This is a genomic window from Streptomyces sp. NBC_00435 (assembly GCF_036014235.1).
Lineage (GTDB): Bacteria > Actinomycetota > Actinomycetes > Streptomycetales > Streptomycetaceae > Streptomyces.
The window spans coordinates 7,539,707-7,551,431 of the sequence record NZ_CP107924.1; the positions used below are offsets into that span (position 1 = coordinate 7,539,707).

The 11,725-nt window shown below is 75.2% G+C and carries 10 protein-coding genes and 1 pseudogene; 3 read left to right on the forward strand and 8 right to left on the reverse strand.

Features of this window, described 5'->3' with window-relative positions:
- Window positions 1–115: 115 nt before the first annotated feature.
- The 4 genes from OG389_RS33985 to OG389_RS34000 form a co-directional block, all read right to left on the reverse strand.
- Entirely contained in the window at window positions 116–1,396 is a 1,281-nt protein-coding gene (locus OG389_RS33985) for an acyltransferase family protein (protein ID WP_328302807.1), read from the reverse strand.
- Window positions 1,393–2,445, reverse strand: coding sequence for an alpha/beta hydrolase (locus OG389_RS33990; protein WP_328302809.1), 1,053 nt, complete (start codon window positions 2,443–2,445; stop codon window positions 1,393–1,395). The genes OG389_RS33985 and OG389_RS33990 overlap by 4 nt, the downstream gene beginning before the upstream one ends.
- A 175-nt stretch (window positions 2,446–2,620) precedes the next feature.
- Window positions 2,621–3,304, reverse strand: a complete 684-nt coding sequence (locus OG389_RS33995; protein WP_328302811.1) for a response regulator transcription factor — start codon at window positions 3,302–3,304, stop codon at window positions 2,621–2,623.
- Window positions 3,301–4,671: a sensor histidine kinase gene (locus OG389_RS34000; RefSeq protein WP_443059385.1), complete on the reverse strand. Its 1,371-nt coding sequence runs from the start codon at window positions 4,669–4,671 to the stop codon at window positions 3,301–3,303. The genes OG389_RS33995 and OG389_RS34000 overlap by 4 nt, the downstream gene beginning before the upstream one ends.
- Window positions 4,672–4,990: 319 nt before the next feature.
- Here OG389_RS34000 and OG389_RS34005 point away from each other — a divergent pair, with 319 nt between their 5' ends.
- From OG389_RS34005 to OG389_RS34015, 3 genes and pseudogenes are all read left to right on the forward strand, one after another.
- On the forward strand, window positions 4,991–5,938 hold the full coding sequence (locus tag OG389_RS34005; RefSeq protein ID WP_328302813.1) for an AEC family transporter: 948 nt from the start codon (window positions 4,991–4,993) through the stop codon (window positions 5,936–5,938).
- Between the two features lie 45 nt (window positions 5,939–5,983).
- Window positions 5,984–6,353 (forward strand): annotated as a pseudogene (locus tag OG389_RS34010) (HXXEE domain-containing protein); the annotation flags it as partial.
- Window positions 6,354–6,359: 6 nt separating this feature from the next.
- Window positions 6,360–6,752, forward strand: coding sequence for a hypothetical protein (locus OG389_RS34015; RefSeq protein WP_328302817.1), 393 nt, complete (start codon window positions 6,360–6,362; stop codon window positions 6,750–6,752).
- On the opposite strand, the gene OG389_RS34020 is transcribed toward OG389_RS34015, so the two are convergent.
- From OG389_RS34020 to OG389_RS34035, 4 genes are all read right to left on the reverse strand, one after another.
- Window positions 6,706–7,626, reverse strand: coding sequence for a trypsin-like peptidase domain-containing protein (locus OG389_RS34020; protein WP_328302819.1), 921 nt, complete (start codon window positions 7,624–7,626; stop codon window positions 6,706–6,708). The genes OG389_RS34015 and OG389_RS34020 overlap by 47 nt on opposite strands.
- A 52-nt stretch (window positions 7,627–7,678) precedes the next feature.
- A complete protein-coding gene (locus OG389_RS34025; RefSeq protein WP_328302821.1) occupies window positions 7,679–9,199 on the reverse strand; it encodes an FAD-binding oxidoreductase in 1,521 nt (506 codons plus the stop codon).
- Window positions 9,200–9,344: 145 nt separating this feature from the next.
- Complete coding sequence (locus OG389_RS34030; RefSeq protein WP_328302823.1) at window positions 9,345–10,001, reverse strand: class I SAM-dependent DNA methyltransferase; 657 nt, start codon at window positions 9,999–10,001, stop codon at window positions 9,345–9,347.
- Window positions 10,002–10,034: 33 nt separating this feature from the next.
- Window positions 10,035–11,621 carry an IucA/IucC family siderophore biosynthesis protein gene (locus tag OG389_RS34035; protein WP_328302825.1) on the reverse strand — a complete coding sequence of 529 codons (1,587 nt, stop codon included), beginning with the start codon at window positions 11,619–11,621 and terminating at the stop codon, window positions 10,035–10,037.
- Window positions 11,622–11,725: the final 104 nt, after the last annotated feature.

The following is an 11,725-nucleotide window of genomic DNA, read 5'->3' on the forward strand; positions in this document are numbered from 1 at the left end:
GATCGCCGCACGGCCCGATCTCCGCACGGCGCGAGGACACGTCCGCGCACGCACGAGAGCGCCGCTCCCACCGGGGAGCGGCGCTCTCGTTCCGTACCGGTGCTCTGCCAGGCGGCTACGCCAGTCCCAGCGCGAAGACCGCGAACCCGGCGGACAGCACGCCCGCCACGGTCCGGCGTACCACCGTCGCCCTCGTCCACGGCTGCTCGAACCGGCGCGCGTAGCGGGCGATGCCCACCAGCAGCACCGCGAACACCGGCATCCACGCCAGTCGTGCCACGATCCACCCCAGGCCGTCCGGCGCCGTCGTCAGCCCCGCCAGCCCGCCCACGAACGACCCGGGCACGGCGGCCGCCAGCATCGCCGTCTGGTGCCAGCACAGGATCGTCATCGCGCACAGGTTGATCACGACCACCGGCGCCCACAGCAGCGGCCGGGCCAGCAGCCGCGCCAGCCGGTCCCGCAGCAGGATCGCCGCCCCGGACTGGGCCGAGGCCAGGGCCAGCACCAACAGCGACGGAGGATGCGAGTTGGTGCGCGCCTCTCCCGGGACACCGACCATCGACGCCGGGTAGTGGAAGAGGAGCAGCAGGGTGGCGAACAGCGCGCCCCCGCCCGCCAGCAGCAGCCACGCCCCGCGCCGGCCGATCCGGCCCTCGCCCCAGGACACGCCCAGCTGGTACGCGAACAGCCAGCCCGGCAGGATGTTCACCAGAGCCACCCACCCCGGCACCGAGTCCGCGAAGGGCCCGTAGCGCAGGAAGTCCACCACCGCGACCGAGCCGAGCAGCGGGGCCGCCGCCCAGCCCCCGAGCCGGTGCGCCGCACGCACGCAGTACGGGGTCAGGGCGGTGACCGCCACGTACACCCCGACGAACCAGAGCGGCTGGATCACCAGCGTGGCCCCGGTCCGCAGCGTGGCCAGGGGCACCCCGGCCGCGTACAGCACGGGCGCGGCCAGCGCCCACACCGCCGTGACGCCGAGCACCGGCCGCCCCAGCCGGGCGATCCGGCCCTTCAGCCAGGCACCGGTTCCCCCCGTGTGCCGCCGGAGGGACAGCACCGAGGCGTAGCCGCCGACGAGGAAGAAGATGCCGAGCAGCTGCAGCACCCAGCTGGCCGGGGCCAGGGCGCCGAAGGTGGAGAGCGGGCTGGCGTTGTGCAGGGCGCCGTCGGAATCGAGGGTGAACCCGCCGAGGAGCCAGTGCCCGGTCGGAACGGCCAGCAGGGCCAGCGCCCGCAGCCCGTCGACGGCGCGGTCCCGGTGCGCGGGGGTCCTGGCATCGATCCGAGCGGCCGCGGCCCGCGCCGTGGAGCGCGGGCCGGGCACGTTCGCCCGCGTACGCGCCGGCCCACTCGCCGGTGTGCTCGCCCGCGTGCTCAGCCGTGTGCTCATCGGACCTCTCCCGTCGCGATCGCGGCGAAGACCCTCAGGGACCGGGTGCCGGGGGTGAAGTAGCCGGTGTGGCCCGCCACGTCGGCGGCGGGGATCCGGCGGGCTCCGAAGGCCGGCGAGGTGGGGTCGGCACCGTGGCCGAGCCCGGCGAACTCGACGTTGGGCACGTCGGAGATCCAGTCGGAGGGCCCGCGCGCCGCCCATACCCGGGCGCTGGTGTGCAGCCCGGCGACCGTGTCCGCCCGCATCCCGGGGGAGCCGAAGGCGACGATGTCGGTGGCGTCCGTGTGACGGGCCGCCAGTCCGCAGACCACCGATCCGTAGCTGTGGCAGAACAGCACCGGATCGGGCGCCCCCACCGCGTCGAGCCCCTCGGTGAAGCGGGTGAGACGGACCGCGCCCGCCTCCGCGAGCCGTCCCTGGGCCGTGTCCAGTCCCACCCCGACGGGGGTGGTGTAACCGGTCCACGCGATGACGGCGGTCTTGTCCCCGGTCGCGGAACGCAGTGCGCGGGCCATGCCCGCCGGGCCCGTGTACGCGGCGCGCTCGCGGTCGTGTCCGGCGGCGTCGTTGTCGGAGCCCGGCACGATCACCGAGACGTGCGCGGCCTGCCCCAGGTCCCCGAACACCTCGGCGACCGTGCCCCGGCCGCGCGGGTCGAAGGCCAGGATCTGCCGCCCGGGTGCGGCCAGCGAGGCGAAGCGGGCCCGCCCCGCCGTCGACTCGGCCAGGACGGCCAGCCGGTTGGCCTCGTACCGGAGCGGGAGCGGAGCCCCGTCCAGATTGCCGACCACCAGCGGGTGCGACCGTACGAGGCCCAGGGCCTGTGCCTCTTCCAGCCCGGCGAAGAACCGCGCGATCTCGTACGGGGTCGCCCGCGCGGGATCCGGCAGCGGGCGCCCGGACACCGAGTCGGCCCGCCAGGCGGCGGTGCCCGGCACCGGCCCGGTGACCGCCGTCTGCGTGCCGGCGGAGGCCCATCCCGCGGTCCCCGCGACGACGGCCGCCGCCAGTGCGGCCGTGACCAGTGTCCTTGCGAAGCGGCGCATGCCCCTTCTCCTCTCCTCGTGACGAGGAGGAAGGTAAGAAGGAGGTACCCGCGCGGACGTCGGACCGTGGAGCCAACCCGGATGTCATACCCCGGTAGGGGGTGGAGGAGAGAGCGGGACCAGGGCGGGGGACAGGGGACCGTCAGGGCGGGGGCAGTGCTTGGGGCAGTGCGGGTCAGGCCCTGGAGTCGCCCGGCCGCACCAGCCCCGCCTCGTACGCGAAGATCACCGCCTGGGCCCGGTCGCGCAGGTCCAGTTTGCCCAGCACCCGACCGATGTGGGTCTTGACCGTCTGCTCGGCGAGCACCAGGTGTCCGGCGATCTCCTGGTTGGACAGCCCGCGTGCGATGAGTTCCAGTACCTCGGTCTCCCGCGGGGTCAGCCCGTTCAGCCGCAGCGCCGGATTCTTGCGCGGCGCGGGCCGCCGCTCGACGAAGTCCGCGATCAGCCGCCGGGTGACGGACGGCGCCAGCAGCGCCTCGCCCGAGGCGACGACCCGGACCGCCGCGATCAGATCCGCCGGCGGGGCGTCCTTCAGCAGGAACCCGGAGGCGCCGGCGCGCAGCGCCTCGTACACGTAGTCGTCGATGTCGAAGGTGGTCAGCATCAGCACCTTCGGCCGGTGCACCACCCCCGGCGGGGGATCGAGGAGCTCGCGGGCGGCGCTGAGCCCGTCCATCTCCGGCATCCGGACGTCCATCAGCACCACGTCGGGGTGGACGGTGCGGGACACCTGGACGCCCTGGCGCCCGTCGGGCGCCTCGCCCACCACGTCGATGTCGGCCTGTGCCGACAACAGCGCGGCGAATCCGGCCCGTACCATGGCCTGGTCGTCGACGATGATCACGCGGATGGTCAACTCGGGTCCTCGGAAGTGGTGTTGAGGGGTAGGCGGGCGGCGACCCGGAAGCCGCCGTCGGGCAGCGGACCGGTGTCCAGCGTCCCGCCCGTCAACCGTACGCGCTCCCGCATCCCCACCAGACCGTGCCCGGTGCCCGAGGTCTCCAGCGCCACCACCGGCTCCCGCGCCGGTCCGTTGACCACGAGCACGAGCACCTCCTCGGCGTCGAAGGTCACCGAGACCCGGGTCGGCGCCCCCGGCGCGTGCCGCACCACGTTGGCGAGGGCCTCCTGCACGATCCGGTACGCCGACAGGTCCACGGCCGGCGGGGCCGCTTCGGCCGCGCCCGCGGCCAGCGCCAACTCCACCGGCTGCCCGGCCCGTACGGTCGCCTCCACCAGCTGCTGCAGCCTGCCGAGCCCCGGCTGCGGGGTCCGGTCGGCGCCGTTCGCCTCGTCCCCGCGCAGTACCGTCAGCAGCCGCCGCATCTCGCCCAGCGACTCCCGCGCGCTCGCCGCGATCGCGGCGAACTCCTCCCGCACCGGCTCCGCCATGCCGGGCAGCCGGTACGGCGCCGAATCCGCCTGCACCGTGATCACCGACATGTGGTGGGCCACCACGTCGTGCAACTCCCGCGCGATCCGGGCCCGTTCCTCCAGCAGGGTGCGCCGGGCCCGCTCCGCTTCGCTGATGCCCTCCTGCTCGGCGATCTTCTGCCGCGCGTCGCCGAGCCCGCGCAGCGCCCCCGTCAGCGCGAGTACCACCCCGCCGAGCACGAAGAGCAGAGCGTTGGTGTTGATCACCCCGGTGGGCGGGAAGAAGCCCAGCACCACCCCGGCCGCCCCGGTCGCCAGCCACACCCCGATCAGGGTCCGGACGGACTCGCGCAGCCCCAGGCAGGCCATCAGCGCCAGGTAGCCGATGATCACCATCGGTGTCCACGGCCAGGCGTGCTGGGCCACCTGGTCGGCCCGCGTCAGTACGACGGCCCCGACGACGTCCGCGGCCAGCACCATGCCCCACGCGGGCAGCGGTCGGGTCACGGCGAGCAGCAGCGGTACGGTCTGGGCCACGCCCAGTGCGCCGGCCCAGCCGCCGCCCGCCTCGTAGTCGTTGGTCAGCACCACGATCGTCACCGGCAGCAGCACCATGACGAACACGGCGGCCACGGCGTACGGCAGCATCCGCTGCCAGGCTCGGGGAGCCCGGGCGAACAGCGGCTCGCCGGCCCGCGCGGGTGTCCGCAACGCCACCGCGAACTGAGCCGGTGCCCGCGGAGCCCGCACGGTGGAGGCCGCGCCGGCGGTGGCACCGGCGGACACGGATCGGGCCCCGCGCCGGAATCGGAGCCGGGGCCGGAGACGGGATCGGGGTCGGTCGCTCATGATCGGTCCAGCGTATGTCCCCACGGCTCGGCCGTGCCCCGCACACCGCCCACCGCCGGCCCCGCCCAGACCCGAAGGAGCCGGCCCGGGGCAGGCGCGGGTCGGTCGAGGCCGAGCCGGATCACCTTGCCGGCGACGGGTGCGAGGCACAGGCTCCCGCCGCGGGCCCGGGTGGGTGCGCCGGCGGTGAACCCTGACCCGCGCGTCAGGGTCGAGCCCGCCGGGCAGCACTCGGCGGCACCCCCGGTGGGTGCCCGGCCCGGGCGGCATAGACTGCGCCCGGTCCGGATGATCAACGAACGGCTGGGAGCGGGGACGCATGGGCGGGGCGGCCGCGCTGGAGAAGCTGATACCGGTGCTGTTGGCCTTCGGCGCCGGTGTGCTGCTCGCGCGCCGCAAGGTGGTCCCCGCCGAGGCCTCCAAGGCCTTCGCCGACTACGCCTTCCTCTTCGCCGTCCCGTGCTACCTGTTCGGCAACATCTACGCCGCGAACCTCTCGGCCCTCTTCGACTGGCGGGCCATCGGCGGCTACGCGGCCGCCGCCGCCCTGGCGGTCGTGGCCGTCGCCGCCGTCTCGGCGGCGGCCGGCCTGCGGGACCCCCGGGCCGTCGCGCTGCGCGTGATGGCCGGGGTCCAGGTGAACACCGCCTACTTCGCGGTCCCCGTCTTCATCACCTTCTTCGGTACGGCGGCGCCGATCTTCCCGGTGCTGCTCTTCCAGGTCTGCGTGCTGTCGCTCGTCGTCATCGCCATCATGGAACTGGGCCGCCCGGGCCCCGGCGCGGGCGGCCCCGCACGGCGCCTCGGCCGCGCCGTCAGCGCCTCGCTCGTCACCCCGCTGGTACTCGCCTGCAACGCCGGGATCCTGCTCAACCTGCTCTCCGTGCACGTCCCCCGGGTGGTCCTGGACGGGGCCGCCTTCGTCGGCGACAGCGCCTCCCCGGTGGCCCTCTTCGCCCTTGGCCTGCACCTCGGTGGCATGGGCCTGGACGTACGGGGGACCACGCGCGAGGAGCTGGCGCTCATCGGCTTCAAGTGCCTGCTCTTCCCGCTGCTGGCCTGGGCCGTCTGCGGGGGGCTGTTCGGCGTCCGGGGCGAGTGGCTCACGTACCTCGTGCTGATCGCGGCGATGCCGACGCCGCAGAACCTGTTCATCTTCGCCCAGCGCTACGACGTGGGCGTGGACCTCTCCGCCGCCGTCGTGATCAAGAGTTCGGTGATCTCCCTCCTGCTGCTGCCGCTCTGGCTGCAGACTGTTGCCTCATGAAGGCACCGACACCGACACCGACACCGGCACCGGCATCGACGGCGCCGGGAGTTCGCCACGGCCGTCGGGTCATGGGACCCGTGGTGGCGGGGGCCGCCGCCGACGGGTACCGCACGGGCGGGCGTTCTACCAGGCCTGCCTGAACGGCTTCGGGCCGCACGGGATCGTCCACCTGGCGCAGGCCGCCGCCGCGCGCGGCTGCATCCCGGGCGTGGTCACCTCGCCGCTGGTCGTCGTGCCCTTCACCCTCTGGGCGCGCGGCCGGCTGCGGGATGCCGGCGTACGGACCCCCACGCGGCCCCGGGACCTGACCCGAGGCCTCGGACTGGCAGTCGCCGCGACGGCGGGGGCACACGTCGTCGCCCGCCGGATCCGCCGCGGGGCCTTCGTTCCCCCGGCGGGATCCGCTCGTTGACCCTGCATGGAGCTTCCGACGATCGCGGCGCCCGGCGTCGGTGAACAGGCCGACGCCGTGGCCGATGCCGCCTGCCACCTCTACGACACCATCGCGCCCTGGGGGCACGCGGCGCCCGGAGGGTGGAGCCGGGACGCCGCCGAGGACGCCGCCGAGGCCATCGAGACGGCCGCGCACGCCCTCGCGTACGCCCACCCGCGTGCCGAGGTCATTCTCGGGCCCGTCCACACCGCCCTCGCGGACCTGCGCCGCCAGCTCGGGCTCGCGCCCGCCGAGCCGCTGACCGCGGAAGGCCTGCCGGCGACCCCGCGCTCGGTGGGCAACCCGCGCCGCACCCGCTGGGTGCGGGTGATCACGCCACCCGCGCCCCGGCGAGAGCCGTCTCGTACAAGTTCCTGACGTCGGGGCCGAAGTAGGAGCTGTAGGAGGTGTCGGAGGTGTCCCCGCCGGTCTTCCAGCCGCCGATCACCCCCACCACGTCGCCGGTCTCGGTCCGCTCGTCGTAGCCGGTCAGGAACGGGCCGCCGCTGGTGCCGCCCGGATAGCCGGTGCAGTCGATCCGCAGGAACGATCCGGGGATCCCCGGATCCGTGCTGGTGAACTTCGTCGTCCGGTTCACGCACAGCCGGGGCCGGGCGGCGGAGGCCGGATAGCCGATCAGCGAGACCTCCTTGTGGGCGTACGTGGCCCCGGTGACCAGGCGGTTGCCGCCCACCACGTCCTCCACGGGGAAACCGTCGGCGTCCGGGCCCACCTGGGCGAAGGCCACGTCGAGGGTGGCCGCCCTGTCCGCGCCGAGCTGCCGGTAGCGCGGGTCGATCCACACCTTGGAGCGACCTCCCGCGTCGCGCAGGACCGGGAACATCCCGTACGGCTGCGGGTTCTCGGCCGTGTACTGCGGTACGAAGGCCACCTGGCGGGCGTCCGTCCCGAGCAGGCAGTGCGCCGCGCTGAGCACCAGGTCGCGGCCGGGGGAGTCGACCACGCTCGCGGTGCAGAAGTACGCGCCGCCGCTCTTCATGACGAACATCCGGCCGACCACGGGGATGCCGTCGAAGTCCTGGCCGGTCCCGTCGTTCGCAGCCGGGGCGCCGCCACGGCTGATCGGGACCGCGGACGCCATCCGGTCGGGAGTCCAGAACGACTCCGCCTCCCGGGCCGACCACCGGTCGGCCGTCGGGGCCGGGGAGGTACCGGCCTCGGCGACGGGCAGGGGCCCGCCGGGCAGCAGCAGGGCGGCCGTGATCGCCGTCACCGTCAACATACGTCGCATGTCCGTCTCCTTCTTCGTCGCGTCGCTGGAGGGGAGAGAGGGGAGGAGGCGTTCAGACGGCCTGGGGGAAGCGGAACAGCCGGTCCGGGTCGTACCGGCGCCGGACCTCCTCGAGGCGGGCGAGGTTCGGCCCGTAGTAGGCCTCGCGCCAGCCGGTCAGCCCCGGGTCGGCGTAGTTCTGGTAGGCGGCTCCGCTCGCCCACGGCCGCAGGTCCTGCCACAGCCCGTCGAGCCAGCGCTGGTGCCGGGCGATCTCGGCGGCCGGTGCCGGGCCGGGCCAGTAGACGAGGTACTGGGCGAGGAACCCGGCGCTGCGGTGCGCGAAGGCGGTGGCCCCGGCCGGGATCCGGTTGAGGGCTCCGCCGCAGACCCCGTCGAACTGCACCACGCCGAGCCCGCCGCGCGGCACGCTCCCGGCGTAGCGTCCGAGCGCCGCCAGCACCGCCCCGGCGGCCGGCCGGGTCAACCCGCCCGGGGCCCAGAAGTCGGACCGGGCGGCGTAGGAGTCGCGGCCGAGCCGGCCCCGGGGATCGTGTCCCGGCAGGGTGCCGGGCAGCCGGCACTCGGCGGGGCTCCGGTCCAGGCAGCCCGACATGGCCCGGACGGTGTCCCCGTAGCCGCGTACGGTGATCCAGCTGTCCCGGGGCGTGCGGCCCACGAAGTCGGCCAGCCGGGTCAGCTGCCGCTCCAGCGCGTCGCGCCCGCCGTCCAGGCAGAGCACCCGCAGGGCGGGTGCGCCGACCGGGCCGCCGCCGACGGTGAACTCCACCTGGCTCCAGAACGGGTCCGGCAGTGCCTCCAGCCAGCGCTGCCAGCCGCCGAGGACGGCGGGGGAGTCGGCGGGGGACCAGTGCAGCTCGGCGAAGGCACAGTCGGCGACCCGGTGGGTGCGGAAGAGGAATCCGGTGACCACCCCGAAGTTGCCGCCTCCGCCGCCGCGCAGGGCCCAGAACAGGTCGGGCTCACGGTCGGCTCCGACCTCGCGGACGGTCCCGTCTGGGGTCACCACCGTCGCTCCCGTGAGCTGGTCGGCGGTGGCCCCGTAGGACCGGGAGGCCAGTCCCAGCCCGCCGCCGAGGGTGAGCCCGGCGATGCCGACCGAGGGGCACAGCCCGGTCGGCACGGCCAGGCCCCGCGCGGCGAGGACGGCGTTCACGTCCCCGAGCCGGGCGCCCGCGCCGATCCGTACGCCGGTCGCGGAGGGCGCGGTCACCTCCGCCATGGCGCCCGTGTCGATGACGAGACCGCCCTCGCGGGTGGACCAGCCCGCGTAGCCGTGGCCGCCGCCGCGCGGCACGACGGGGACGGCCGAGCGCCGGGCGAAGTCCAGGCAGGCGGCCACGTCGCCGGGGTGCGCGGGGTAGGCGACCGCGCCCGGCCGGACCGTGTCGTAGCGGGGCTGGAACAGCTGCCGGGCCTCGTCGTAGTCCCGGTCGCCAGCCGTCACCACCCGGCCGTCGAGGGAGCGGGCAAGCGCCCCGTAGTCCGGGTCCGCGCGGCGGACCGTCGCCCCGAGCGGGGCCAGTACGCCGGCGGCGGCTCCCGCGAGGACCTGGCGGCGGTGGAGGGTCATCCCTCCTTCCTGCCACCGCCGGACGCGTTCGGGGCGAAGGCGGGCCCACGGGGGCCGAGTTGCCCCCCGAACGGCCCACACCGGACGCGGCCCCCGGTGCCCCGGGGCGCCCCCCGGTGCCCGGTTCGCCCGCACGCGCCCGGGGTCAGGGCAGCTTGCGGGCCAGCAGGAAGCCCTGCGGGGACTTCTCGTCGGCCCCTGGCTCCCGGACCAGCCGGGCCGTCTCGGTGAGGCCCGCCCCGGCCAGCAGCGCGGCGATGAGCTCGGGCGGGGTCCAGTACACGTCGAGGTCGACCGGATGTCCGTACGCGTGTTCCAGCCGCAGTTGCCGGTCGCCCGCCTTGAACGCGATCAGCGCATAGCCACCCGGGGCCAGTACCCGGGCGAACTCCGCGAACAGCGGCGGAAGTTCCGACGGCGGTGTATGGACGATGGAGTACCAGGCCAGTACCCCGCCGAGGACCCCGTCGGCGATGTCCAGCGCGCCCATCGAGCCGACCTCGAACCGCAGTCCCGGATACGTCCGGCGGGCCACCGCCACCATCGCGGGGGACAGGTCGACGCCGAAGGCCCGTATCCCCAGGCCGTCGAGGTGCGCCGTCACCCGGCCCGGCCCGCAGCCCAGGTCCGCGACCGCCCGGCCGCCGTTCGGGCCGTCAGCGCGCACGTACTCCGCGAAGGCGGCCAGCATGGCCCGGTCCAGCGGCCTGCGCTCCAGTTCACCGATCAGCAGCTGGGCGTAGTCGGTGGCGACGGCGTCGTAGGAGACCCGGACGGTGTTCAAGTGCGAAGTCGATTCCATGCCCCTGGACAGTAGCCCGACCCTGCCCCGGGATCAGCCCCCCGCAAGCGGATTGTCCAGCTCCGCCCACTGGTCGCCCGGGGATCCGGGGCTCAGCCGCATCAGGGTCAGCGCCTTGGTGGGCAGCGGCCCGGTCAGCAGCGCGCCGGTGTCGGCGGTGCGCGGCAGGCCGGGTGCCGCCGCCGTGAGGTCCGCACCCAGCGCGGCGGCAGTGCCCGCCGTGGAGCCGAGCGCCCCGGCCACCAGGGAGCCGAAGAGCTTCTGCCTCAGCAGGGTCACGTCGTCGGTGATCAGCCGTCCCGACAGCGCCGGTGCCGGCAGGCCGTGGCGGGCGAGCCGGGCCGGGCTGATCCGGATGTCGGCCAGGTCGCGGTAGACGAGCCGCAGCGGGGTGCCGTCGGCGGAGAGGACGACCAGGAGGTTCTGGCCGTGTGCCTCCAGGGCCACTCCGAGCTCCAGGACCCGCAGGCACACGGACAGCGCGAGGCGGGCGAAAGCGGCCCGCCAGGGCGCGGAGCGCGCGTACGGCGTGAGGGCCAGGGCGGCCACGGGCAGGACGCGCTCGCCCGCGCCGGAGTCCGCGTACGCCTCGGGAGGCTCGCGCAGTACGGCGGCCAGGTCCGGGGTGTGCGCGGTGACCGCGCCCAGGGTGCGGGTGATGTGCAGGCGGCCGTCGAGCCGTTCGGACAGGTTCTGCGCGAAGGCCGAGACCGTGGCGGCCGTCTCGACGGAGTAGACGGAGATGTCCCGCACGGAGGAGGTGAGCCGGGTGCTGAGGGTGGTCTTGACGTGCGGCCCGCCCCCGGCGGGGGCGAGGGTGCGCAGGGCCATCAGTGGGTGCGCGGTGGGACCGGGCGCGAGCGCCGGCCCGGGGCCGGGAGCTCCTCCCAGCTTCAGGACGTGCTCGGCCTGCCAGGGATGGACGGGTACGAGGATCCGCCCTGCCTCCCGCCAGGCATCCGGCCAGTCCCCGGCGACCAGGCACTCCCCGGCCCGTACGGCGGCCAGCCCGAGGGTGACCACCGGCCGGTGCTCGGGCGCGTACGCCAGCTGCTCGGCCGGGCTGAAGCCGGGGCGGGAACGGCAGTTGGGGTGGTACGGATGCCCGTCGACCACCCGCTGCTCCCACTCCCAGGCGGCCCGGGGCCCGGTGCCGGTGACGGTGCCCGGGCCGGGGGCCGCCGGCTGTCCGGCCCGGGAGAGGGCCAGGGAGGCCGTGCTGTCGTCGAGCTCGGCGGCGAACTCCTCCCCGTACGGCAGCCCGAGCGCCGCCACCAGCAGGGCGGCCTGCCGGTAGGGGCGGCCGTCGAGCAGTAGTTCGGTGACGGGGGGCGCGCTCGCGCACGCCGCCGAGTACGTCGTCGCGTAAGGGTCCGGGTGCGGTCCTTCCAGCCGGGCGCCCGAGGCGAGGCGGAGCGCGAGTGCGCCGGCCCCCCGCTCCCGCCGCGTGATCCACGGCAGCGGTTCGAAGGCGAGCGACCGCCACAGCCGGGTCAGTACGGCGGCGCGCGCACCGGGGAGCGCGGCGGCGTACGCGGACCCGAGGCCGGGCCGTACGCCGTCCTGTCGGTCCAGTCCGGCGGCGACGGCCTCTTCGGCCGGGGTGGCGGGGAGGTGCATGCTGCGGTCCAGGGCCCTGATCCTCTCGGATGACGCGATGATCGCTTCATCATCGCGGATACTGAAGATCACGGCCGGTGGTACGTCCCGCGCACCTCCGGCGC

Coding starts and splice junctions, on each gene's coding strand:
- OG389_RS34015 (WP_328302817.1), top strand. CDS start 6,360: ATGGAGCTTCCGACGATCGCGGCGCCCGGCGTCGGTGAACAGGCCGAC.
- OG389_RS34035 (WP_328302825.1), bottom strand. CDS start 11,621: ATGCACCTCCCCGCCACCCCGGCCGAAGAGGCCGTCGCCGCCGGACTG.
- OG389_RS33990 (WP_328302809.1), bottom strand. CDS start 2,445: ATGCGCCGCTTCGCAAGGACACTGGTCACGGCCGCACTGGCGGCGGCC.
- OG389_RS33985 (WP_328302807.1), bottom strand. CDS start 1,396: ATGAGCACACGGCTGAGCACGCGGGCGAGCACACCGGCGAGTGGGCCG.
- OG389_RS34000 (WP_443059385.1), bottom strand. CDS start 4,671: ATGAGCGACCGACCCCGATCCCGTCTCCGGCCCCGGCTCCGATTCCGG.
- OG389_RS34025 (WP_328302821.1), bottom strand. CDS start 9,199: ATGACCCTCCACCGCCGCCAGGTCCTCGCGGGAGCCGCCGCCGGCGTA.
- OG389_RS34030 (WP_328302823.1), bottom strand. CDS start 10,001: ATGGAATCGACTTCGCACTTGAACACCGTCCGGGTCTCCTACGACGCC.
- OG389_RS34005 (WP_328302813.1), top strand. CDS start 4,991: ATGGGCGGGGCGGCCGCGCTGGAGAAGCTGATACCGGTGCTGTTGGCC.
- OG389_RS34020 (WP_328302819.1), bottom strand. CDS start 7,626: ATGCGACGTATGTTGACGGTGACGGCGATCACGGCCGCCCTGCTGCTG.